At 35.3% G+C, this 25,286-nt stretch carries 24 protein-coding genes; 16 read left to right on the top strand and 8 right to left on the bottom strand.

Annotated features, from left to right (window positions below; genetic code table 11):
* Positions 1–46: 46 nt before the first annotated feature.
* From ACFQ13_RS09930 to xrtF, 6 genes are all read right to left on the bottom strand, one after another.
* Positions 47–931 (bottom strand): LysR substrate-binding domain-containing protein, encoded by an 885-nt coding sequence (locus ACFQ13_RS09930; protein ID WP_386116850.1) that lies wholly within the window; start codon positions 929–931, stop codon positions 47–49.
* A gap of 84 nt (positions 932–1,015) precedes the next feature.
* The gene (locus ACFQ13_RS09935) at positions 1,016–1,393 is read right to left on the bottom strand and encodes a heavy-metal-associated domain-containing protein (protein ID WP_386116853.1); all 378 of its coding nucleotides are present in this window, start codon (positions 1,391–1,393) and stop codon (positions 1,016–1,018) included.
* Between the two features lie 51 nt (positions 1,394–1,444).
* Positions 1,445–3,685, bottom strand: coding sequence for a TonB-dependent receptor (locus ACFQ13_RS09940; RefSeq protein ID WP_386116856.1), 2,241 nt, complete (start codon positions 3,683–3,685; stop codon positions 1,445–1,447).
* A gap of 71 nt (positions 3,686–3,756) precedes the next feature.
* Positions 3,757–4,170, bottom strand: coding sequence for an HYC_CC_PP family protein (locus ACFQ13_RS09945; protein ID WP_386116859.1), 414 nt, complete (start codon positions 4,168–4,170; stop codon positions 3,757–3,759).
* A 48-nt stretch (positions 4,171–4,218) separates the two neighbouring features.
* Positions 4,219–4,647 carry an exosortase F system-associated membrane protein gene (locus tag ACFQ13_RS09950; protein WP_386116862.1) on the bottom strand — a complete coding sequence of 143 codons (429 nt, stop codon included), beginning with the start codon at positions 4,645–4,647 and terminating at the stop codon, positions 4,219–4,221.
* Between the two features lie 2 nt (positions 4,648–4,649).
* On the bottom strand, positions 4,650–5,192 hold the full coding sequence (gene xrtF, locus ACFQ13_RS09955) for an exosortase family protein XrtF (protein ID WP_386116865.1): 543 nt from the start codon (positions 5,190–5,192) through the stop codon (positions 4,650–4,652).
* Between the two features lie 92 nt (positions 5,193–5,284).
* Between xrtF and ACFQ13_RS09960 the strand changes: the two genes are divergently transcribed.
* The gene (locus ACFQ13_RS09960; RefSeq protein ID WP_386116867.1) at positions 5,285–5,743 is read left to right on the top strand and encodes a GAF domain-containing protein; all 459 of its coding nucleotides are present in this window, start codon (positions 5,285–5,287) and stop codon (positions 5,741–5,743) included.
* Between the two features lie 19 nt (positions 5,744–5,762).
* On the opposite strand, the gene ACFQ13_RS09965 is transcribed toward ACFQ13_RS09960, so the two are convergent.
* Positions 5,763–7,016 carry an ABC transporter permease gene (locus tag ACFQ13_RS09965; protein ID WP_386116868.1) on the bottom strand — a complete coding sequence of 418 codons (1,254 nt, stop codon included), beginning with the start codon at positions 7,014–7,016 and terminating at the stop codon, positions 5,763–5,765.
* A 211-nt stretch (positions 7,017–7,227) separates the two neighbouring features.
* Between ACFQ13_RS09965 and purH the strand changes: the two genes are divergently transcribed.
* The 6 genes from purH to rodA all read left to right on the top strand — a co-directional run bounded on the left by purH (position 7,228) and on the right by rodA (position 14,579).
* The gene (gene purH / locus ACFQ13_RS09970; protein WP_386116870.1) at positions 7,228–8,757 is read left to right on the top strand and encodes a bifunctional phosphoribosylaminoimidazolecarboxamide formyltransferase/IMP cyclohydrolase; all 1,530 of its coding nucleotides are present in this window, start codon (positions 7,228–7,230) and stop codon (positions 8,755–8,757) included.
* A 241-nt stretch (positions 8,758–8,998) separates the two neighbouring features.
* Positions 8,999–10,027: a rod shape-determining protein gene (locus tag ACFQ13_RS09975; RefSeq protein ID WP_114310558.1), complete on the top strand. Its 1,029-nt coding sequence runs from the start codon at positions 8,999–9,001 to the stop codon at positions 10,025–10,027.
* 10 nt (positions 10,028–10,037) lie between these two features.
* Positions 10,038–10,859: a rod shape-determining protein MreC gene (mreC, locus tag ACFQ13_RS09980; RefSeq protein WP_386116873.1), complete on the top strand. Its 822-nt coding sequence runs from the start codon at positions 10,038–10,040 to the stop codon at positions 10,857–10,859.
* Positions 10,852–11,358 (top strand): rod shape-determining protein MreD, encoded by a 507-nt coding sequence (locus tag ACFQ13_RS09985; RefSeq protein ID WP_386116875.1) that lies wholly within the window; start codon positions 10,852–10,854, stop codon positions 11,356–11,358. The genes mreC and ACFQ13_RS09985 overlap by 8 nt, the downstream gene beginning before the upstream one ends.
* The gene (locus tag ACFQ13_RS09990) at positions 11,355–13,292 is read left to right on the top strand and encodes a peptidoglycan D,D-transpeptidase FtsI family protein (RefSeq protein ID WP_386116877.1); all 1,938 of its coding nucleotides are present in this window, start codon (positions 11,355–11,357) and stop codon (positions 13,290–13,292) included. The genes ACFQ13_RS09985 and ACFQ13_RS09990 overlap by 4 nt, the downstream gene beginning before the upstream one ends.
* A gap of 6 nt (positions 13,293–13,298) precedes the next feature.
* On the top strand, positions 13,299–14,579 hold the full coding sequence (gene rodA, locus ACFQ13_RS09995) for a rod shape-determining protein RodA (protein ID WP_386116879.1): 1,281 nt from the start codon (positions 13,299–13,301) through the stop codon (positions 14,577–14,579).
* 251 nt (positions 14,580–14,830) lie between these two features.
* Here the strand turns inward: rodA and ACFQ13_RS10000 are convergent, their stop codons facing one another.
* Positions 14,831–17,461 carry a valine--tRNA ligase gene (locus ACFQ13_RS10000; protein ID WP_386116881.1) on the bottom strand — a complete coding sequence of 877 codons (2,631 nt, stop codon included), beginning with the start codon at positions 17,459–17,461 and terminating at the stop codon, positions 14,831–14,833.
* Positions 17,462–17,648: 187 nt separating this feature from the next.
* On the opposite strand from ACFQ13_RS10000, the gene ACFQ13_RS10005 reads away from it, so the two are divergent.
* The 9 genes from ACFQ13_RS10005 (at position 17,649) to ACFQ13_RS10045 (ending at position 25,239) form a co-directional block, all read left to right on the top strand.
* Complete coding sequence (locus ACFQ13_RS10005) at positions 17,649–18,074, top strand: DUF1573 domain-containing protein (protein WP_386119414.1); 426 nt, start codon at positions 17,649–17,651, stop codon at positions 18,072–18,074.
* A gap of 125 nt (positions 18,075–18,199) precedes the next feature.
* Positions 18,200–19,390, top strand: a complete 1,191-nt coding sequence (locus ACFQ13_RS10010; RefSeq protein ID WP_386116883.1) for a pyridoxal phosphate-dependent aminotransferase — start codon at positions 18,200–18,202, stop codon at positions 19,388–19,390.
* On the top strand, positions 19,390–20,403 hold the full coding sequence (murB, locus tag ACFQ13_RS10015) for a UDP-N-acetylmuramate dehydrogenase (protein ID WP_386116885.1): 1,014 nt from the start codon (positions 19,390–19,392) through the stop codon (positions 20,401–20,403). The genes ACFQ13_RS10010 and murB overlap by 1 nt, the downstream gene beginning before the upstream one ends.
* Positions 20,404–20,604: 201 nt before the next feature.
* Positions 20,605–21,138: an RNA polymerase sigma factor gene (locus tag ACFQ13_RS10020; protein WP_114310567.1), complete on the top strand. Its 534-nt coding sequence runs from the start codon at positions 20,605–20,607 to the stop codon at positions 21,136–21,138.
* A gap of 11 nt (positions 21,139–21,149) precedes the next feature.
* A complete protein-coding gene (locus ACFQ13_RS10025) occupies positions 21,150–21,941 on the top strand; it encodes an RNA polymerase subunit sigma-70 (RefSeq protein ID WP_386116887.1) in 792 nt (263 codons plus the stop codon).
* 195 nt (positions 21,942–22,136) lie between these two features.
* On the top strand, positions 22,137–22,340 hold the full coding sequence (locus ACFQ13_RS10030) for a membrane or secreted protein (protein ID WP_114310791.1): 204 nt from the start codon (positions 22,137–22,139) through the stop codon (positions 22,338–22,340).
* Between the two features lie 6 nt (positions 22,341–22,346).
* A complete protein-coding gene (locus tag ACFQ13_RS10035; protein ID WP_386116890.1) occupies positions 22,347–23,459 on the top strand; it encodes a glycosyltransferase in 1,113 nt (370 codons plus the stop codon).
* Entirely contained in the window at positions 23,450–23,995 is a 546-nt protein-coding gene (locus tag ACFQ13_RS10040; protein WP_386116892.1) for an RNA polymerase sigma factor, read from the top strand. The genes ACFQ13_RS10035 and ACFQ13_RS10040 overlap by 10 nt, the downstream gene beginning before the upstream one ends.
* Entirely contained in the window at positions 23,995–25,239 is a 1,245-nt protein-coding gene (locus ACFQ13_RS10045) for an NRAMP family divalent metal transporter (protein ID WP_386116895.1), read from the top strand. The genes ACFQ13_RS10040 and ACFQ13_RS10045 overlap by 1 nt, the downstream gene beginning before the upstream one ends.
* Positions 25,240–25,286: the final 47 nt, after the last annotated feature.

Below are 25,286 nucleotides of genomic sequence, written 5' to 3' on the forward strand. Positions count from 1 at the left end.
ACCTTAGATATAACTTAACAGCAAATCATTTTATTATCTACAATAACTAAAAGTTATAATTAGTTCTGATGAAGTTTTCAAAAAATTCAAGATTCTGAGACTGAAACCCTGTACGCTTCACAAAATAAAACCAGCGTTCTACACTTAAATCAGTGATATCAATAATTTTCAATTTATTCGTCACTAAATCATTATGAATTGCATGTACAGACAGCAAGGCATAATGATCCGAATGGTATAAATAATTTTTTATAGCTTCCGTACTACTTAAAGAGACCACTGTATGCAGTGCTTTAATACCGTTTTCTTTTAAAAATTGATCAATAATAGCTTTGGTCCCTGAGCCCTTTTCACGCTCAATCATAGGAATAGTTTTTAAGGTCTCTAAATCTATACTTCCCTTTTTAAAGCTGTTATTATTAACGTTGGTCACCAAGACAATTTCATCTTTAATAAACTTTTCAAAATGTAATTTTGAATTGTTAAAACGGCCTTCAGTAATCCCGAAATCAATCTCTTCATTCAGAATTAAATCCTCTATACTGAAAGAATTATCACTAATAATTTCAAATTTAGTTTGCGGAAATTGAGCTCTAAACTTAGCGATGCTCTTAGGAATAATATAATTAGATAATGTGGTACTAACCCCAAACCGAATCAACTCTGGAAACCTTTCTTTTTTATGCAAAAACTGTTCTTCCATTTCCGTATAAATGGCCAAAATTCTATTAACATAGAGTAAAAAGGACTTCCCGTCTTCGGTGAGCTCTATAGAATTCCGCTTCCTTACAAAAAGCGTGGTTTTATAATCTTCTTCTAAGGTTTTAATAGATTTAGAAACGGCAGGCTGAGAGATAAACAACTGTTCCGCCGCCTTCGTAAAACTAAGATGCTTGGCAACAATTTTAAAGATATGTAACTTGGTTTTCATAAGCTCAATATACTAAAGAACAAAGCTATTACTTTACATTTCATCCCATAAAAAAACCCGCATTATGATGCGGGCTTTAATTTACTAGCGTTTGTCTTGACCTTTATTTTCTGCTTCATGATCTTTCTGTACCGCTTCATCACGATACCTACAACAAGGATGCACGGTATTATACTGGGCTTCTGTAGCTTTAATCACTTTGGTGTCATGCCCTGCGGCAGCAACTTTTTTAGAAATTGCTGAGACATCTGTTTTACGCGCGTCGTAGATCAGTTTTAACTCGTGCGTATCTACCGCCCAAACTGCAGATTTTACGCCTTTAGTTCTAATGGCTGCTTTTTCAATACGTTCTTTACACATTACACATACGCCGTCAACTTCTATACTCGCCTTAGCGTTTTTATCTTGTGCCCATGTAAGACTCGTTATTAATACGGTTACTAAAAAAATAATTTGTTTCATATCTATTTCATGTTTTATGCTGCGCTATGGCCAGCGTTAATTGTTTTTATTTTATTTCATTCGGAAACGCAATCCGGCGTAATATAAACTGCCGTAAATAGGTCCGTACACAAAGTTACTATCAAAATTTGAACCAAACGGATTATCCGCACTAATTACAGGACGGTCTTGGCGTACATTGGTAACGTTTTCTCCTCCTAAATATAATTCAAATTGTGGAGAAAACACCTTCGTCATTTGCAAGTTTAGAGTACCTATAGTTGGCGATCTATCGGACAACTGATATTCCGCCGCACTTAAATCTGTGCTAGGAAGACGTTGAGAACTTAACCAGTTGTAAGTGGCATCAAACTTCCATTGCGCACCGTTGTCTTTTACGGCGGTTTCATACGACGCATTAGCAAATAAACGGTGTTTAGGCACTAATGGTTTTTCTAAGCTGCCAGAATTATAATCGGTTTTAATATCGTAGTACTTATAAGCCAAACGCATATCAAAATGCTCAAAGGCATTGTAATTAAATTCAAACTGGAAACTATTGGCATAGCTATCACCTTCAAGATTATAGAAGTTAACTTCAAAAGGATTCTCCCAATCTACAACCACTTGATTTTGAAAATCGGTTCTATAAAAATCGAACGTTACATCGGCTTTTCTTCCAAAGAGATTGAAACCCTGTAAGTAACTCACCCCATAATTCCATGCTATTTCAGGATCTAAACCGTAAACTTTTCCATCGGAATTAAGGATATTAATTTGTCGCGCACTAGAAAACATGTTTTGATTTTCTGCAAAAATATTAGCGCTACGCTTCCCTCTACCAATTGAGGCGCGTAAAGCAGATTTCTCCCAAGGTGTGTAACGCACATGGAAACGCGGTGTTACAAAAAAGCCTAATCGGTTGTGTTGGTCTACTCTTAAACCGGCCGTCATGGTAAGCTTATCTAAATTATCATAAGCATACTCAAAGAAACCACCCACAGAATTTTCTGTACGCTCGTAAGTCGTATTATTCACCAACTCGTCGTAATGATCATAGGTAAAACTTAAACCTGTTTTTACTTTATGTCTAGAATCTGAAATGATGGTATTATAAACCAGATTAGAATAAAAACTACTATGCTTTATATCGTATAAATTTAAGCCGAAATACGAATCTTGTTCATGATGACTAAACGCGGTTTGAAACCCTAGACTTTGGTAAGGAATTTCAGGATTAACATAACCTAATTTTGTAGTGACTTCAAAGCGTTCGGTCTCAATATCACTTCCCCAATAATTGGTTGTTCCTTGATCGCGTTCCGGATCAAAATTAACCTGTCCCCCTTGCTTTTCATCATTTAAATATTTTAAATTAATGAAGCTCACCACACCTTTCTCAGGATTGGTATATTGCCAACGGTTCATAAGGTTTATTTGATTATAAAGTGGCATATCTAAAAAGCCATCATCATTGGTATCGTGTTTTTCTTGGTGGGTATTACCGTGAATGTACACGCCGGTGCTCCATTTGTCCGATACTGCAGTATTAAAGTGGGTATTTAACTCTAAACGCTCACTAGATGCGCCATACAAATTGACAAACAACTTATCATCAGTGGTCGGTTTTACCAACTCGGTATTAATTTGGCCTGCAATACTTTCAAACCCATTGACCACACTTCCGGTACCTTTGGTAATCTGAATACTTTCTACCCACGTTCCTGGAATAAAACTTAAACCATAGGCTTGAGAAGCACCACGAATAGCAGGAATGTTTTCCGTAGCAATTAAGATATATGGCGATGTAAGCCCCAACATTTTAATCTGTCGTGTCCCTGAAACCGCATCCGCAAAATTGACATCGATAGATGGATTGGTTTCAAAACTTTCAGCCAGATTACAACACGCTGCTTTTAACAACTCATCACTCGTTACCGTAAACGTATTAGAGGCTTTAAGGTAAGATTTTTGTGTGGCTTGTTTACGGGTAGAAATTTCTACCGCATCTAACTCTTCACTTGCTTGAAGAACATGCCTTATGGGTTTATTTTCATTTACGGTTAAGGTATCGGTTTTAAAACCCACATAACTAACAACCAACTGATTGTAAGAAAATTTATAAGGTATACTAAATGTCCCATCTGCAGAAGTAATGGCCCCAATAGAGGACCCTAACCAATACACATTGGCTCCGGGTAAAGGTAATTCTTTGGTACTACTAGTCTCTAGTATGGTACCGGTTAATTCTTCTTGCGCTACGGCCACATAAGACAGTAGGGCAAAACTTATTAAAAAATATATTTGCTTCATTGTATTTAATTTGAATGTATAACGTTAAGCAACAAAAGCGTGCTTTTTATAAACGAGGCGTTATAATTCTATCAAATAAGGTAAGATTCATGCAACACATGAATATCTTGGGTAATGAGAGGTGGAGAATAATTTCGGTGCGGAACTACAGCTTGCGAGAGTTCGTTAAAAAGCTGTTGATAAGTATAGCTGTAGGTGAATAACACCAATTGTTGTAAGTCGTCTAGATCATCAAACGAATTGCTGACCAATTGATCAATACCACTAACAACTTCTTTCTCGTTTTTACAACAAGAGTTTTTTATACGATTACCATGGTCTTCATCTGGGCTTTGAGAACCACACATATCTGTCTTGGTAAATACAGCAACATCTATTAAAGTGTCCCCACAAAAATGCTTCTCTATAGTTAATGATAAAGTTGAAAACAATACCAAGAACGATAGTAAAAAAGAAAATGTTTTATGTGTCCAATTTAATTTCACGATGCAAAGTTACAAAATAAAAAAAAACAAGGGTCTAAATAGTGCTTTTTAACGGTTTAGTTTATAATAATAAAATGCCGGCAACAACAGTAAGATTCCTATAGGCTGAATAAGAAAACGGCGAATATTAAAAAACAGATAATAATCTTCTTGTCGTGGATTAATTACAAAATATAAAAACGGAATAAGCAGTAAGACATAAGCAATACCATATATAAGGCTAGAAAACTTAATAACACTTTTATCTTTAAAGACTACATATAAAATCCCTAATGAAATGGCCGTATTTAGAACATACCTTAAAGAAGTATAAAAAACAAGTTTAGCAATTTCACGTCTAGGACTGTCTACATATAGATAGTCATTTTCAAAAAACGTTAAATACGGATCGTAAAATAAGAGGTCTTCAAAGGCTCGTATTAATACGAGTAAGAGGACCAGCGCCGAAAACAAAAGAAACTTAATAACCTTACGCATTTCTATTTTTTAAGTTTCGCAAACTGATTAACCCAAACCATCCAAAGTATAAAAACAGTCCCATAAATAAGTAATGGGAAAATAATTTCATGTAAAAATTCTTGTCGCCATGGATAATGATAAAGCGCCAGATCTAAAATTACAATGCGTATTAAATTAAACGCATAAATGATTACACTACCAGCCAAACTATACCATAATGTGGTTTTTAAGGGGCCGGAAAAAGCAGCAATAAAGGATAAAAATAAAATAATAATACTTAGACTATTACAGCCTTCAATAATACGCGCCACATACTTTCCGTTGATAATCACTTTTACAGATGCCTCATTAGGATGTGGTATAGCCTGTGCATTATAACCTAAACTGTTAACTATAGCATCTGTCTGATGGGCCACCAAGTGGGTAAAGTAATCGGGATAATATTGCGTACCATCAGAAAATTTGAGATACAAACTGTAAGCAAAAATTAAAACGCCATATACCGATAGAAAGGTAATGATAAAGCGAATGACAGATTTATATTTTTTAAACAATGCTTTCAAAATTACCGCGTTATTAGTTTGGTGTTAAAATTATAAAAACAGACATTCAAAATAGTGTATTTTAAATACTTTTACAAAAAGTTTTTAAGACGATGAATTTAGAAGAATTAAAACCTGAAATAAAAGCAATAATTGCCAAAACGGACCAAAGCGTAAATGACCGTTTATTAAAAATTTGCGAAATCCTAGAAGAAAACATCAGCTACTACAATTGGGTTGGGTTTTACTTTAAGAATGGTGATAAGAACGAATTAAAGTTAGGCCCTTACGTTGGCGAACCTACCGACCATGTGATAATTCCTTTTGGTAAAGGCATTTGCGGGCAGGTAGCCGTAAGCAATGAAAATTTTGTGGTGCCTGATGTTGCGGCTCAAGACAATTATATTGCTTGTAGCATTTCTGTAAAAGCAGAAATTGTGATTCCTATTTTTGTAAACGGAGAGAACGTTGGTCAAATTGATATTGACTCAGGAACTCCAGATCCTTTTACGGAAGCAGATGAACGTTTCTTAGAATTTATATGTAAAGAGGTTGCCGGTATAATTGCCTAAGGTCTACTACAAAATTATCTTACATTCCTGTTCTAATCGCTTCCACAGGATCTAATCGTGAAGCTCTTAGTGCAGGAATTACCCCTGAAATCAACCCGATTACAGAGGAAATAAAGAATCCTAAAAACATATTTTGAGGCGACAATACAAATTCAAAATCTTCGGTAAGATTACTTCCTATTAGAGTACCAATCCAGACGAGAAATAAGCCCACAAGGCCACCAACTACGGCAAGAATTACGGCTTCAAACAAAAACTGAAAGAGAATAAATTTATTCTTAGCCCCTAAAGATTTCTGAATTCCTATAAGGTTGGTACGTTCCTTAACGCTCACAAACATAATATTAGCAATTCCGAAGCCACCAACCAAGAGTGAAAACCCACTGATTACCCAACCGATTAAATTTAAACTTCCAATAATCGTATCAATAACATCTTGAAATCCAGAAATCGTACTGATAAAAAAAGTATCTATTTCATCGGGCTTTAACCCTCTTTTAGTTCGCATAAATTGTGTAAGTTCTGCTTTTAATCCTTCGATATCGGCATCTTGCTTTGGTCTTAAGACCACAATATATTTCATATACGGGTTATTATCCCCATAACGGTTTCTAACATAATTGGCAGGAATAAAAATAGAGATATCGTTACTGTCTCCAAACAATCCGGAGCCTTCCTTTTTAACCACACCGATAACGGTAAATTTCTGTCCGTAAAGGCGTACTTTTTTACCAATAGGATCAAGTTCACCAAATAAGGATTCGGCAATTTCAGAACCAATCACCACAACGGGACGTCCAGAATTGGATTCCGATTCATTATAGAAACGTCCTTTTTCAAACTCCATTACCTGGATATCAATAAACTCGTGCGATACCACAACCGTATTCACGCTACTCACCAATTCCGACTCGTACCGAATATTTTCGCGTTTTACAAACAGTTGTAAAGCGGCATATTCAACATCATTTATGGCCGATTTTATACTTTTAAATTCATTATAAGAAATCTCATCAAAGGTTTCGCGCTGCCAACGTGGCACTTCCGTAGGACCAAAAGAAAAATTAGCCAAATACATGGTATTACTATCCAATGAGCTTAGTTGCGACTTAATAGTACGGTCTAAAGAATCTACAGCAGCCAAAACAGCAATGATGGAAAAGATCCCCACGGTAACCCCTAAAAGCGAAAGGAAGGTCCTCAGTTTATTGGTTCGCAAAGCATTTAAAGCAAATGAAAAACTCTCTTTTAGTAATCGTAAATAGACCAGCATGCAGGGTTGATTTTAGAATATTTTCAATATAAATTCATCTATTTCTTACAAAATAATTGAACTTCATTATTGATCATTTTAAATATAGGACGTTTTCAACAATTTATTGTTACAAAAATCTAAAAGAAACTCTATTTTGGGCAAAACTATAACTCTGAATATACGTATTTTTGCGCCATTAAATTTACAACACAACATACAACACAAAATTATGAGTAACAAAACCATTTCATCGGCACTTATTTCAGTATTTAGTAAAGATGGATTAGCACCTATCGTTAAAAAATTAAATGACCTTAACGTCACTATTTATTCTACAGGTGGAACCGAAAAATTTATCAAAGATTTAGGCATTGATGTCGTTCCTGTTGAGGATGTAACCTCTTACCCTTCAATTCTTGGTGGACGCGTTAAAACACTTCACCCTAAAGTTTTCGGTGGAATTTTAAACCGTCAGGATCATGAAGGTGATGTTGCCGAATTAAAAGAATTTGACATTCCTCAAATCGATGTGGTCATTGTAGATTTATATCCTTTTGAAAAAACGGTCGCTTCAGGGGCAAGCAACCAAGATATTATAGAAAAGATTGATATTGGAGGGATTTCTTTAATTAGAGCCGCAGCTAAAAATTACGCTGATGTTACCTGTGTATCTTCAGTTGATGATTATGCGGAATTCTTAGAGTTATTAGAAACAAAAAATGGAGAAACTTCAGAAGAAGACAGAAAGCAGTTTGCTGCTAAAGCCTTTAACGTTTCTTCGCATTATGATTCTGCGATCTTTAATTACTTCAACAAAAACCAAGAAATTCCATCACTGAAAATTTCAGAAAACAATGGTAAAGTCTTAAGATATGGTGAAAACCCACATCAAAAAGGATTTTTCTTCGGTGATTTTGACGAAATCTTTACAAAATTACATGGTAAGGAATTAAGCTACAACAACCTTTTAGATGTTGATGCGGCTGTAAACTTAATGTTAGAGTTTAAAAATGACGCGCCTACATTTGCCGTTTTAAAACATAACAACGCTTGTGGTTTAGCACAACGCGATACTTTACACCAAGCTTATGTAGATGCTTTAGCTGGAGATCCTGTATCGGCCTTTGGAGGTGTTTTAATTAGTAATTCTGAAATTGATTTGGCTACTGCTGAAGAAATTCACAAATTATTCTGTGAAGTTGTTATTGCCCCTTCTTTTTCTGAAGACGCTTTAGCCATTTTAAAAGGAAAGAAAAATAGAATTCTTTTAATTTTGAATGATATTGAAATGCCACAAACCAACGTAAGAAGTTGTTTAAACGGGGTTTTAGTTCAAGACAGAAATAATGTTACGGATATGCTTGAAGGTTTAAAAGCCGTTACCAATACTACAGCTAGCACTGCAGAATTAGACGATTTAATTTTTGCTTCAAAAATTTGTAAGCACACCAAATCAAACACTATTGTTTTAGCCAAAAACAAACAATTATGTGCTAGTGGAACCGGACAAACAAGTCGTGTAGACGCCTTAAACCAAGCCATTCATAAAGCAAAGAGTTTTAACTTTGATTTAAATGGAGCAGTGATGGCAAGTGATGCCTTTTTCCCGTTCCCTGACTGTGTAGAAATTGCTGATAAAGCAGGAATCACAGCTGTCATTCAACCAGGAGGTTCTATTAAAGACCAATTGAGTATTGATTATTGTAATGACAACAAATTGGCTATGGTATTTACAGGTACCCGTCACTTTAAGCATTAATATTTTACCTTGTAATTACAAGACAATGAGAACCTAGAGTTAAGCAGATCTACTCTAGGTTCTTTTTAGATTAAACTACTCAATCTAGCCTATAGGACCTGCTTTTTATTTTTTATTCTCATAAAAGCAAAAAAAGCACAGCATTAAACGTCTATTATCATATAAATATCGTATAATTTATTACATTTACAGATAGTCTCATTATTAAGACACAAACAACCCAAATAATTTAGAATAGCACATGGGATTTTTTGATTTCCTTACGGAAGAAATAGCCATAGATTTAGGAACCGCAAATACATTAATCATCCACAATGATAAAGTTGTTGTTGATAATCCATCAATAGTCGCCAGAGACCGCATTAGTGGTAAAATTATTGCTGTTGGTAAGGAAGCCAACATGATGCAAGGAAAGACACACGAAAACATCAAAACCATCCGTCCTTTAAAAGATGGAGTTATTGCTGATTTTGATGCTTCTGAGCAAATGATTAGTATGTTTATTAAAAACATCCCGGCTTTGAAAAAGAAATTTTTCAATCCTGCGCTACGTATGGTCGTTTGTATTCCTTCTGGAATTACTGAAGTAGAAATGCGTGCGGTAAAAGAATCTTGTGAGCGTGTTAATGGGAAAGAAGTTTACTTAATCCATGAGCCTATGGCCGCTGCTATTGGTATTGGTGTAGATATTATGCAGCCTAAAGGAAATATGATTGTAGATATCGGAGGGGGAACCACTGAAATTGCAGTTATTGCCCTTGGTGGTATTGTTTGTGACAAATCTGTAAAAGTCGCCGGTGATGTCTTTACCAATGATATTATCTATTACATGAGAACACAGCATAACTTATATGTTGGAGATCGAACGGCTGAAAAAATTAAAATTCAGATTGGTGCTGCCACTGAAGATTTAGAATTACCACCTGAAGATATGAGCGTTCAAGGACGTGATTTATTAACAGGAAAACCAAAACAAGTTCAAATTTCATTCCGCGAAATCGCTAAAGCTTTAGATAAATCTATTTTACGAATTGAAGATTCTGTAATGGAAACCTTATCGCAAACGCCGCCAGAATTAGCTGCTGACATCTATAATACAGGAATTTATTTAGCCGGTGGAGGATCAATGTTACGAGGCTTAGACAAGCGTCTTTCTCAAAAAACAGATTTACCAGTTTATATTGCTGAAGATCCTTTAAGAGCTGTGGTTAGAGGAACAGGAATTGTTCTTAAAAGCTTACCTAAATACAAAAGTATATTGATAAAATAAGAAGTAAATAATGCAACAAATTTTCAATTTTGTTATTAGAAACAAAACTTTTCTGTTGTTTTTATTGCTTTTCGGTACGGGCTTAGCTCTTACTATTCAATCGCATTCTTACCACAAGAGTAAATTTATTAACTCTGCTAATGTTTTAACAGGGGGTGTTTACGGTACCATGAATTCTGTAGACCAGTATTTTCATCTTCATACAGAAAACGATATTCTTGCTGAAGAAAACAGGCGCTTAAGAGAGCAACTGCTTAATCTCTATACAAGTAAGGACACCACGTTTATAGACAGTTCTTATACCAAATCTAAATACCGTGTTACTACAGCCGAAGTGTATAAAAACAGTTATGCCTCGGTAAATAATTACCTGACTTTAAATAAAGGGACTAACGACGGAATCGCTCAAGATTTTGGCGTTATTACCTCTAATGGTATTGTAGGGATTATAGATAATACCTCTAAAAACTACTCCACGACGCTATCAATTTTAAATAAAAAAAGTCGTATTAACGCCAAACTTAAAGCCTCTAACCATATAGGTTCATTAACTTGGGACGGCGTATCTCCGGAATTTGTACAATTAGATGATGTCTCACAATTTGCAAATATAAAAGTTGGTGATACCATCCTTACCGGTGGAGAATCTTCAATTTTCCCAAAGGGCATTGGCATTGGTACCATTGCTAGTTTTGATACCGATATCAGTGGAGATACCTATACCATTCAAGTCAAATTATTTAATGACATGACCAATATTGGTAAGGTTTATATTTTAGAAAATTTAGACCGAGAAGAAATTCGTTCCCTAGAAAATAAAACAAATGACTAATGTTACCGGTTTAAATATTGTTCGGTTTGTGCTCCTCCTATTAATTCAGGTGGTGATCTGCAATCATATTAATTTTTTAGGCTACATTAACCCGTACATTTATATCATCTTTATTTTTCTTTTTCCTATTAGAGAAGAACGCCTTTTATTGCTTTTTGTAAGTTTCCTTTTGGGACTTATGGTCGATTTGTTTTCAGACTCTGGTGGCGTGCATGCTGCGGCTGCCGTTTTCTTAGCTTATGCAAGACCTGTACTGCTTAAAAACTCCTTCGGAATGCTTTATGAACACCAATCTATAAAGTTTAATTCTACCGAATTGGGAAGTCTAATCAGCTATATTACATTGGGGACAATCTTGCATCATTTTGTTCTTTTTTCATTAGAAATATTTAACATTTCTAATATAATTTTAATCTTGAAGAAGACGTTATTCTCTAGTATTTTCACTATTATCCTTAGTGTATTACTTATAATTTTATTTAGTCGAAACCGAAAATGAGAAAACTGTTATTATTAACAACTGTTGTTCTTGTTGGCCTTGTTTTTATTGCGCGATTATTTTACCTCCAAGTTTATGATAATTCCGCCTATAATATTTTTGAAGATATTGCCATCAAAAAAGAATATAACTACCCAAAACGTGGTTATGTTTATGACCGAAACGGAGAACTGCTCGTAGCCAACCAACCGTCTTATGACGTTATGGTTATCCCTAGGGAAGTTGCCCCGTTGGACTCCTTAGAAATCGATGAATTTTGTAGGCTTTTAAAAATCACAAGAGAAGATTACGATAAAAAATTAAAACGAGCAACCTCCTATTCCCCGAGACTTCCTTCTCCTTTTGTGCCGCAACTCTCAAAGCGAGATTATGCTGTACTTCAGGAAAAAATGAGAAAATATGAAGGGTTCTATATTCAAAAACGATCTCTTCGCTCCTACCAAACAACCATTGGGGCTAATGTTTTAGGTGATATTGGAGAAGCCAATAGAGCAACCATTGCCAAGAAACCTTATTATAGATTAGGCGATTTAATAGGAAACCAAGGCGTTGAAAAAACCTATGAAGAGGTTTTAAGAGGCGTTAAGGGGATTAAATTTATCCAAAAAGATCGTTTTAATAAAAACATAGGTCCTTATAAAGATGGTATTTACGACACCTTACCGGTTCCTGGAAAAGATATTACGATCACCATAGATTCTGAACTGCAAGCTTATGGCGAGTTATTAATGAAGCACAAACGTGGCGGAATTGTTGCCTTAGATCCAAGCAGCGGTGAAATACTTGCTATGGTTACAGGTCCAAGTTATAACCCTAATGATTTAGTGGGTAGAAATCGTTCTAAAAATTATACTAAGCTTCATTACGATACTATTGCAAAACCTTTATTTGACCGTGGTTTATTAGCGCAATACCCACCGGGATCTCCTTTTAAAGTGATGAATGCCCTTATTGGTTTACAAGAAAATGTCATTGGCGTTCATGATACTTATACCTGCCGATTAGGGTACTATTATGGCAGTAGAAAATTAACAGGCTGTCACCACCATAGCAATCCTACCGATATGAATCACGGGATTTCACAATCTTGTAATGGTTATTTTGTTCATGTGTATCGCAAGATTATAGATAAATACAGCGATGCTGGTGAAGGCATGAATGTCTGGGCCAAACACGCTAGAAGTTTCGGCTTAGGCGACTTTTTACACAATGATTTGTCTGTAGGCCGAAAAGGGCGCATACCAGATGGCGATTATTATGATAGAGCCTATGGTGATAACCGTTGGGGCTCTACCTATATTGTATCTAATGCCATTGGCCAAGGTGAGGTAGAAACCACTCCTATTCAGTTGGCAAATATGACGGCGGCAATTGCTAATCGCGGGTTTTATTACACACCCCATATTATAAAAAAGATTCAGGACGACACGATACCTAAAGCTTATACAACACCAAAATACACCACCATAGATAAGCAACATTTTGAACCAGTGATTCAAGGTATGTTTGATGTTTATAATAAAGGAACCGCGCAATCTTTAAAAGTCCCTGGAATAGATATCTGCGGAAAAACAGGAACGGCAGAAAATTTTATTAAAATAGACAGTGTAAAAACACAGCTTACCGACCATTCTATTTTTGTGGCTTTTGCCCCTAAAGACAACCCTAAAATTGCACTTGCTATATTTGTTGAAAACGGATATTGGGGAAGTCGTTTTGCAGGAAAAATGGCCAGTTTAATGATTGAAAAATACATTAAAGGAACCATTACCAGAACAGATTTAGAAGATTGGATTCTTACGCATAGTCTCGAGGACGAATACAAAAAACCGTATTCTGGCGAGCCTTTTGAAATAAATAGAGGCGCCAAACTTCAAGTCATTGATAATTACGCAACAGAATTACCTGATACCTCAGGCGGATTAAAACTATAACTTTTCATGCTAAGAGAAAACCAAAGACACTTTAAGTTCGACTGGATCACTATAATATTATTCTTATTATTAGTGGGCTTTGGGTACCTCAACATTTTATCGGCCTCACATATTGGGGAGATTACGAGTTATTTTGACACGAGCCAATTGTATGGAAAGCATATGATGTTTATAGGCTTAACCCTTATTCTCATCATACTCATTCTCTCTCTTGAAGCCAAGTTTTATGAAAAGTTTGCCAGTATTATTTACCTGGTGGCCATGCTGGCCTTAGTAGGCCTCTTCATTTTTGGAAAAGAAGTGAATGGGGCACGTTCCTGGTACGGAATTGGTAGCATGACCATACAACCTAGTGAGTTTGCTAAATTTGCAACCGCCTTAGCCGTAGCGCGTTTTATGAGCGATTTGCAAACCAATATGCAAACCTTAAAAGATCAAATTAGAGTGGCTGCCATTATATTTATTCCTGCCCTTTTAATCTTACTTCAAAACGATGCCGGAAGTACCATTGTATATCTAGCTTTCTTTTTTGTGTTTTATCGCGAAGGCTTACAGCAAATTTATCTAGCCATTGCCCTAAGCTTAATTGCACTCGCCGTTATAGGTTTAAAATTTGGCGTTTTAATTACGGCAGCGATTGCAGCCACTATTATCTTTAGCGTTTATTTTCTTAGAAGGAAGAAACGAGGTTCTATTCTTCAATATATAGCCGTCCTTATCTTATGCGTTGGCTTCTCTTATGGCGTACGGTTATTTTATAACCACGTCCTAAAACCGCATCAACAAAATAGAATTAGTCTGTGGTTACGACTAGAAAAAGATCCGGTAAAACTACAGCGTATGAAGAAAGAAGAGGCCTATAACCTTATTCAATCCGAACATGCCATTAGCTCTGGAGGACTTTCTGGAAAAGGTTTTTTACAAGGTACACGCACTACTGGTAAATTTGTACCAGAACAACATACCGATTATATCTTTAGTACCGTTGGTGAAGAATGGGGCTTTTTAGGCTCTAGTGCCGTAGTCCTTTTATTTGTATTGCTCATAATTCGGATTTTATATCTCGCCGAATCTCAAAAATCTCAATTTAGTCGGGTTTACGGGTATAGTGTCGCCTCCATATTGTTTATCCACTTTACCATAAATATTGGTATGGTTATGGGTCTTATCCCAACCGTTGGTATCCCTCTTCCCTTTTTTAGTTATGGGGGGTCTGGACTTTGGGGCTTTACTATTCTACTTTTTATTTTTGTAAAATTAGACAGCAACAAGATTAATGAATGGTAGGCAGTACAGCTTTTAAAGCCTTACAAAAATTTAAAACGCTTATCTGCTAGAATTTCTCCGCACGTTTAAGAAACAATTCTTCGCTTTAAACTCTAGTTGTTAAACACAAAAAGAAACAGGTTTTCAGTTTAGCGATCTTACCCTCTTGTTTCAAAGTTTTAATAAGAGGCCCTATGGCAATTCGCTTTATTCCTTCACAACAAGGCATAAAAAAACCTGCAACGTAAAATACACTGCAGGTTATTATTTTATTATTTTAAACTTGCTAAGCTCGCCGTAATGGTTTCAATCTTAGCTAAAGCATCAGCTTCTTTTTTCTTTTCTGCTGCAACAACTTGCTCCGGAGCTCCGGCTACAAAGCGCTCGTTAGATAACTTCTTTTGAACCGATTTAAGAAAACCTTCCGTGTAGTTTAACTCTTCAGTAAGCTTCTTAATTTCCGCTTCCACATCAATACTCCCTTCCATAGGAATAAAGTATTCATTAGATTTTACTCTAAAAGTTAAAGCACCTTCAACAGGTTCATTTACGTATTCAAATTGCTCTAAATTTCCTAATTTAGAAATCACAGCATCAAAAGTTGTAGATGATTTTTCATTGTTCACCACAGAAAACTTAATCGCATCTTTAAAGGCAATATTCTTTTGTTTTCTAATGTTTCTAATTCCAGAAATCACTTCAGAAGCAAAATCAAATTCAGAAATTAAAGTTGTATTAATAGGTTTCGCTTCTGGCCATTTTGCAATAATTAAAGCCTCTTCTGGAGAGCGCTCTTTAATATATTGCCAAATATCTTCCGTTAAGAAAGGCATAAATGGGTGAACAATTTTTAAGTTATCCTCAAAAATAGACATCACTTTATCATACGTTACTCTATCAATTGGTTGCTGATAAGCGGGTTTAACCATCTCTAGCATCCAACCACAGAAATCATCATAAATTAACTTATAGATCGCCATTAAAGCATCACTTAAACGGTACTTGCTAAAGTGATCTTCAATTTCTAATAAAACAGACTGAAACTTCGACTCATACCATTCTAAAGCAATTTTACTCGATTCTGGTTGTGCAATATCTGCAACCTCCCAAAGATTGGTTAATTGAAAGGCATTCCAAATTTTATTTCCAAATCCTTTTCCTTGTTGGCATAAGGCTTCATCAAACATAAGGTCATTTCCTGCCGCAGAGCTTAACAATAGTCCTACTCTAACACCATCTGCAGTATACTCCTCAATAAGCTTTAAAGCATCTGGCGAGTTTCCAAGAGATTTAGACATTTTACGTCGTTGCTTGTCACGCACTAAACCTGTAAGGTAAACATTCTCAAATGGCTTTTCATCTTTATACTCGTAACCCGAAATGATCATTCTAGCAACCCAAAAAAATAAAATATCTGGCCCTGTTACTAAATCATTAGTTGGGTAATAGTATTTAATTTCTTCGTTTTCAGGATTACGGATACCATCAAAAACACTCATTGGCCATAACCAAGAGCTAAACCATGTATCTAAAGCATCTGTTTCTTGTCTTAGATCTTCAGCTTTTAAGTTGGCATTATTGGTTTTCTCTTGTGCTAATTTCAATGCATCATCAAGGGTTTCTGCAACAACGAAATCTTCTTTACCATCGCCATAATAAAAGGCCGGAATTTGCTGTCCCCAAAGCAATTGACGTGAGATATTCCAATCACGGATATTCTCCATCCAATGTCTATAGGTGTTTTCAAATTTCTTCGGAAATAATTTAATATCGCCATTTTTTAAAACGGCATCAATAGCAGGTTGTGCTAAATCTTCCATTTTCAAGAACCACTGATCACTTAAGCGAGGCTCAATAACAGCCTTTGTACGTTCTGAAGTTCCTACTTTATTGATATGGTTTTCGGTCTTAACCAAAATACCAGCATCTTCTAATTCCTTAGAAATAGCTTTTCTTACAACAAAACGATCTTGACCTTCGTAATGCATTCCGAAGCTATTTAAACTCGCATCATCATTAAAAATATCTACAACCTCTAGTTGATGTTTATCTCCTAAAACCTTATCGTTTTCATCATGAGCAGGCGTCACTTTTAAACAACCCGTACCAAACTCTACATCCACGTACTCATCTTCAATGATAGGAATAACACGACCACAGATAGGCACAATAGCTTTTTTTCCTTTAAGATGTGTAAAACGCTCATCGTTAGGATTAATACAAATCGCCGTATCTCCAAAAATAGTTTCTGGTCTAGTCGTTGCAATGGTTAATTTTTCATCACTTCCCTCTACTTGGTACTCTAGATAGTACAGTAAACCTTGTTTTTCAACATGATTAACTTCCTCGTCAGACAAGGTCGTTTTTGCTTCCGGATCCCAGTTTACCATTCGGTAACCTCTATAAATAAGGCCTTTATTGTATAGATCTACAAAGACTTTAATCACGGCTTCAGACATATCATCATCCATGGTGAACTTTGTACGATCCCAATCACAAGAACAGCCTAATTTTTTAAGTTGCTCTAAGATAACACCGCCATATTCTTCGGTCCATTCCCAAGCGTGTTTTAAAAACTCTTCGCGCGACAAATCGTTCTTATCAATACCTTGTTCTTTTAGTTTGGCTACCACCTTAGCTTCTGTAGCAATAGAAGCGTGATCCGTACCTGGAACCCAACATGCATTTTTCCCCATTAAACGTGCACGACGAATTAAGACATCTTGAATGGTATTATTCAACATATGCCCCATGTGTAAAACTCCGGTAACATTAGGCGGTGGAATTACAATGGTATACGGCTCTCTATCGTCTGGTACAGAGTGAAAGTATTTGTTTTGCATCCAGTAGTCGTACCACTTATTTTCTACGGACAATGCATTATATTTTGATGGGATTTCCATGTTTTGGTATTGTTTTTGTAATATAGCTGTCAAAAATACTTATAATTCCTATTTCGAAAAATTATTACGTTAATAATATATCGCTTCAAAGCATAAAATCTGTTAAATGAAGGGTATTACAACTAATTAATTTTGATTGAAAGGAAAAAGTAACTAGTTTTGAATAATCAATTTTAAAATTAAAATGATGAAAAATTTATTAGCAATTTTGTTTGTAGGACTGATCAGTGTTGGTTCTTTCGCTCAAGAAAAAGTAGCAAAAATCGAATTTAAAACCGACGTGATTGACTATGGTACCATAGAAAAAGGTTCGGATGGTGTTAGAGTCTTTGAGTTTACAAATACAGGAAACGCGCCTTTAGTGATTTCTAATGTAAAATCGACTTGCGGTTGTACCGTTCCTAAAAAACCGAAAGATCCTATTATGCCAGGAGAAACCGGAGAGATTGAAGTAAAATACGACACAAAGCGTGTTAACCCAATACGAAAAACCATTACCGTTTATTCTAATGCTGAAACCCCAACCGTAGCCTTAAAAATTAAAGGTTTAGTTGTAGATTCTGCAAAAACAAGCGTTTTAGAGAAAAAAAGTAAAAGTATGCTAGAGCAATAATCTAGACTTCATTTTATACCATAACAATGAGTTCTCAATTTGAGAACTCATTTTTTTTATCCATTTTTCCCTGATAAGCTATAATAAATTTCAGAACTTAGCACTTTAAAATAAAACACTATTATATGCCCGTTATATCTCAAAAAGGCATCAACATGCCAGAATCACCAATTAGAAAATTGGTACCGTATGCAGAAGCTGCTAATAAACAAGGTAAAAATGTTTATTACCTTAATATAGGTCAACCCGATATAAAGACCCCACAAGTAGCCTTAGATGCTATAAAAAATCAAAATATAGAAACCATAGCTTATAGCCGATCTGAAGGTGCTGAAAGCTATAGAATGAAAATAGCCGAATACTACAAGCGTAATGACATTAACGTTTCGCATAATGATATTATAGTGACCACAGGAGGTAGTGAAGCCTTGCTTTTTGCTTTTGGTAGTATTATGGATAAAGGTGATGAAATTATTATTCCAGAGCCTTTCTATGCGAATTACAACGGTTTCTCTATTGCATCCGGAGTCAATGTTAAGCCTGTTATTTCTAAAATTGAAGATAATTTTGCTCTCCCTCCTATTGAGGAATTTGAGAAATTAATTACTCCAAAAACGAAAGCTATTTTAATTTGTAACCCTGGAAACCCTACGGGGTATTTATACTCAAAAGAAGAAATTAAACAGCTTGCGGCCATTGTTAAAAAACACGATTTGTTTTTAATTGCTGATGAAGTTTATAGAGAGTTTGTTTATGATGGTATAGAACACTATTCTATTTTACAAGAGCCAGGCTTAGAAGACCATGCTATTGTTATCGATTCTGTATCTAAACGTTACAGCATGTGTGGCGCGCGTATTGGTTATTTAGTATCTAAAAACACTGAATTTATTACAACCGCCTTAAAGTTTGCTCAAGCCCGACTAAGTCCGCCAACCTTAGCTCAAATTGCAAGTGAAGCGGCACTAGATACGCCTCAAAGTTATTTTGATGATGTAAAAGAAGAATACGTAAAGCGTAGAAACATCTTAATTAATGCCTTAGAGAAAATTCAAGGTGTTAACGTTGCTAAGCCTAACGGTGCGTTTTATTGTATTGCAGAACTTCCTGTTAAAAGCGCAGATAACTTTGCAAAATGGTTATTAGAGTCGTTTGATTATAACAACGATACTGTAATGGTAGCCCCAGCAGCAGGTTTTTACTCGACTTCTGGTGTAGGCTTAAACCAAATTAGAATTGCTTACGTCTTAAATGAAGACAGCCTTATTAAGGCCGTGAAAATATTAGAGGAAGCTCTAAAAGTTTATAAAGACTAATGACTATAATTAACAACGCTTCCTTACAACCTTATAATACGTTTGGTATTGAGGCTACGGCACAAGAGTATTGTGATATTCGCACTATAGAAGACTTAAAAACCATTCTAAAAGCGCAGCACAGTAAGCCCCTCTTTATTTTGGGAGGCGGAAGCAATATGCTCTTAACTAAAGATATTGACGCCTTAGTTTTACACATGAACTTAAAAGGTATTGAAGTTGTAGAAGAAACTGAAGATACCGTTATTGTAAAAGCTATGGCTGGTGAAAACTGGCATAACTTTGTACTTTGGTGTTTGCAACACAATTATGGTGGCATAGAAAATCTTTCTTTAATCCCCGGTAACATTGGTACAGCTCCAATCCAAAACATTGGAGCTTACGGGGTAGAGCTAAAAGATGTATTTGTAAGTTGCGAGGCCTTAGAGATTGAGAGCCAATCACTAACCACTTTTTCTAAAACAGCATGTCAGTTTGGATATAGAGAATCTGTTTTTAAACAAGACTTAAAAGGGCAATACATTATAACTAGTGTTAATATTCAATTAACAAAGCGTGCGCATACATTACATATAGGTTATGGCGCAATAACTAAAGAATTAGAACACTTACAAATAACCCAGCCCACGATTCAAGATGTCTCTAAAGCGGTTATTGCCATTAGAGAAAGTAAATTACCAGATCCTAAAGAGATTGGTAACAGCGGAAGTTTCTTTAAAAACCCCATTGTAGCCACGGCAGATTTTAAAGCCTTACAAGCTAATTTTCCTGAAATGCCATTTTATGAGATTTCAGATCATGAAGTCAAAATTCCAGCCGGCTGGCTCATTGAAAAAGCAGGTTTTAAAGGCAAACGTTTTCAGAATTATGGCGTGCACGACAAGCAAGCTTTAGTCTTAGTGAATTACGGAGGTGCCAAAGGGAAAGATATTTTTGAATTGGCACAGTTGATCCAAAAAACAATCAAACGGTTATTTAATATCAGCATTGAAACCGAAGTCAATATCATATAAATATAAAAGTCACAATAGAAATTGTGACTTTTAATTACAGAATGATTTCATTTTGAAAACGCTATTAATCAATTTCTTAACAAGAAAAAACCATTCTATAGTACTTAATTAATCACCTTTATTAAGGTGTATTTAAGTATATTTACGGTTACAAATTCAATTTGGACGTTTTAAAAGACACAAAAACAAGATATTAGCATTTTGAGTATTACTCCAACAGAACAAAAAATCATAGCTTACCTTCAAAAAAAAGATAAGCGGGCTTTGAATTTACTCTATGAAAACTATTCCAACAGTTTATATGGTGTAATCTTAAAAATCACCGTTAATGAAGAAGTCGCACAAGACGCTTTACAAGAAACATTTATTAAAGTATGGAAAAATGCTTCTAAATACGATCCTAAAAAAGCAAAACTCTTTACTTGGCTCTTCAGAATTGCGAGAAATACAGCCATTGATAAACTAAGAAGTTTTAATAATCGTTATCATAAGGAAGTCCAAATTGAAACTTCTAACGTATATATTCTACCAACAACAAATTTTAATGAAGACGTCATGGACATTAAAAGACACGTTGGTACACTAGAAAAAAAATATCAAATTGTGTTAGATGCTTTGTTTTTTCAAGGTATGACACAACAAGAAGCGAGTGAAGAATTAAACATCCCACTCGGCACTATTAAATCTAGATTAAAAATAGGGTTACGAGAACTGAAAAAAGTTTATAATCCATAAATTATTTGATCATGGAAAAGCAAGTACAAACCTTTTTAAACTCTGATATCTTACAGAAGTATGTTATTGGAGAAACCACTTCAGAGGAAACTCGAGAAGCGGAACATTTTATTTCTAATTATCCTGAAGTAGCGCAAGCTTACGAAACACTACAAGATAATTTAGAAATCATTGCCAAAGCAGGCGCTACAGATATACCAAAAGATATTCTTGGAGATGTTTTAGAGGCATTAGAAGAGCAAGAGGCTCCTAAGGTGATTCATTTAACCCAAGACCGTAAAACCCCTTGGTACAGTTTTGCAGCAAGTGCAGCTGCAGTCATCTTTGCCGTAACCTCTTTTATGTTCTATCAGAAAAATCAAGATCTGAAAAACGAAAACAATGTGGTCGTTGATGAACTTTTTGATTTACGTAGCGATATTGAAAGCAACAATTACAAGTTAGACGAATTATCTAGAGAGTTATTAAAACTTAATAATCCTGATTCTAAGAAATACGTTATTAATGGTAATGACCGCGCTAAGAATTTAAAAACTGTCGCGTATATTAACCCAGTGGAAAAAACCTCTATGATAGATGTAATTACACTGCCACAATTACCTGAAGAGCAACAATACCAAATTTGGGCTGAGCTACAGGATCGTATGGTTAACTTAGGCATTTTAGACGAGTCTGACCGTAAGTTAAAACAGATTCCTTATATGGAAGATGCCTTAGCTTTAAGCATAAAAATAGGCACCAAAGGTGTTAATGCTAACGAGAATGATACTGAAGTTGCAGAAATTTCATTAAAGGATAAATAATTCCCTTCATTACTATACTAAAAAAGGAGCCCGAAAACGGCTCCTTTTTTTATGGAATCGTATTAAATGTCTTAAAAACCTATAATTATAACATAAATAATACTTTCAATAACGCTATAGAAAAACAGCTTCTAATTGGGCTTTAGAATAAATGTAAAAGCCTTATCTTTGCATCAAATTACACAAATTCTTATTATGAAATTACTATTCATTACTTTAGGATTATTAGCCCTTGCCGTTGGCGGTATCGCTATAAAGATTTGGGCTAAAAAAGATGGAAAATTTGCAGGTACCTGTGCCAGCCAAAATCCTATGCTTAATAAAGAAGGAGAAGCTTGTGGTTTTTGTGGAAAAACGCCAGACGAATATAAAGACTGTAGCGAACCACAACACTCTTAAGTTTCAATGACGCTTACTTTAGTTTTATTTTATGCATTTATTGCAGTAGTTAGTGTTCAAATTATTTATTATTTAAGTTTTCTTTTTTCCTTCGGATTAAAATCTCCCGAAACTCGGTTAAAAAAACAGATTCCGATATCTATAATTGTCTGCGCCAAAAATGAAGCAGAGAATTTAAAAAAAAATATCCCTTCCCTATTAAATCAAGACTATTCTAGTTTCGAAATTGTCCTTGTTAACGATAGCTCGTTTGATGACACTTTAGAAATCATGGAAGACTTTGCTGCAAACAACAGTCAGGTAAAAGTTGTAGATGTTAAAGTGAGTGAAGCGTTTTGGGGGAATAAAAAGTACGCCCTTACTTTAGGTATTAAAGCTTCTTCTTACGATACCTTAGTGTTTACCGATGCCGATTGTACTCCAGCTTCAAACCAATGGTTGGCCCATATAAGTAGTCAATTTTCAAATGAGAAATCAATCGTCTTGGGCTATGGAGCTTATGCTAAAAAGAAATTCTCCCTACTCAATAAACTGATCCGTTTTGAAACCGTAATGACGGCTCTTCAGTATTTCTCTTATGCTAAAATGGAAATCCCGTATATGGGTGTGGGGCGAAACTTAGCCTATAAAAAAGAAGTGTTTTTTAACAACTGTGGTTTTAACAGCCATATGGCTCTAAAATCTGGCGATGATGATTTATTTATCAACGAAGTAGCCAATGCCACAAATACAGCACTGTGTTTTTCAAAAGAAAGTTTTACCATTTCAGAGCCTAAACACTCGTTTAAATCTTGGATTCTTCAAAAACGAAGACATGTAAGTACGGCAAAATATTACAAGGCAAAACACAAACTATTACTAGGCTTATTTTATCTCACACAATTAAGCTTTTGGATTTTAGGAGGGATTTTTATATATCTAGGTGTCTTGCTCCCATGGATCGCAGCACTTATAGCACTCCGCTTTCTTATACAGTGGATTTGCTTTGGCTTTACCGCTAAAAAATTGGAAGAAACAGACCTCATCCTACTTTTACCTTTACTAGAAATTTCACTTATTACCTCACAATTAAGTATCTTTATAGCTAATTTGATATCTAAGCCAACACATTGGAAATAAAAGACGCCATAAACAAAGCTAAAAATAACAATCAAATTGCATTCAATTTTCTTTTAGATACCTATTGGAGTGATGTGTATGCCTTTCAACTCAAACGTACCCTAAATGAAAATGATGCTGAAGATATTACCATACAAACATTTTCTAGAGCCTTTGATAAAATAAACAGCTATAACGAAAATTATAAGTTTAAAACTTGGCTGATTACAATTTCAAAAAATATTCATATTGATCTTATTAGAAAACAAAAGCACGCTATAGGCGATACTTCTAAAGATAATGACGAACGTTATTTTGATATTGTTGATAACTCCCCTACCCCTGAAGATAAAATTATTACAGAACAAAATCTCGCTAAACTCTTAAGGGATATAAAAAAGCTAAAACCCCATTATCAAGAAATTATTAATCTCAGGTATTTCCAAGAGTTGAGTTATAAGGAAATTTCAGAGCATCTAAACGAGCCTATTAATAATGTTAAAGTGAAACTACTCCGCGCAAAAAAATTATTAGCGGCTATTATTACCAAAAGTTAGTGTTTGCTTTATTAAAAAAATTAGGTCCGGGCATTTTATTTGCAGGTGCAGCGATTGGGGTCTCTCATATTGTTATGTCTACAAGAGCTGGTGCCGATTTCGGTTTAGGATTACTATGGGCTTTACTGCTAGTACATCTGTGTAAATACCCTTTCTTCTTATTTGGCGCAAAGTATGCTGCAGCCACCGGAGAAAGTCTTATTTATGGGTATTACCGCTTAGGAAAAGGCGTATTACTAACGTATTTTATTCTAAATATAGCTACAATTTTCACCATACAAACGGCAGTAACGATTGTTACAGCTGGGATTGCAGACACGCTTTTTGGTGATATTAGTTTTCTAAACTTTGGCTATACTCAGATCTCTAGTATTGAAATTTGGACCGTGATCACCTTAGCAATCTCCTTACTTATTTTATTCTTGGGCAATTATAAGGCCTTAGACAAAATTATAAAACTGATTATCTTTTTACTCACCCTAAGTACGCTTATCGCCTTGTTCTTTGCGTACGACGGCTTCTCCGAACCTATGAATTTTACGCAAGTACTACCTAAGACTTCAGTAGAAATGGCATTTTTAGTCGCTTTTATGGGCTGGATGCCTGCACCATTAGATGTTTCCATCTGGCATTCCATTTGGGCTATTGAAAAGCAAAAAGAAAACCATGACGTATCACCAAAATCCATTCTATTAGATTTTAATATGGGATACTTTGGGGCCATGCTCTTAGGTATTGGCTTCCTTAGTTTAGGGTATTTTGTCATGTATGGTTCTGAGACTCCTTTTAGTCCAAAGGCCACACTATTTGCAAGTCAACTGATAGAGATGTACACTTCAAATTTAGGACAATGGGCCTATATTGTTATTGGTATAGCCGTGCTCACCACCATGTTTAGCACCACTTTAACCACCTTAGATGCCTCACCAAGAGCCATGAACAAAAGTATGGAAGTGCTCACCCACAAAACTTTTAAAAACGGTTATCTCTTCTGGATTGTTTTACTGACTCTCGGAACTTTAATTATCTTTTTTGCCTTTGCTTCAGAAATGGGCATTCTAATAAAAACGGCTACCGTACTCTCTTTTCTTACCGCGCCATTTTATGCCTTTGTAAATTATAGATTAATATGCAGCAAGCATACACCTGAAACTTGGCGACCTAAACGCCTATTACACCTTTTAGCGTGGTTAGGTATTATTTTTCTAATTGCATTTAGTCTGTGGTACGTGGCAATACTATAGATAATTTAATTATTTACTTTGTATCTTTGCAACAAGAAATTGATAAT

This window comes from Winogradskyella rapida (genome assembly GCF_042675845.1).
Taxonomy (GTDB): domain Bacteria; phylum Bacteroidota; class Bacteroidia; order Flavobacteriales; family Flavobacteriaceae; genus Winogradskyella; species Winogradskyella rapida.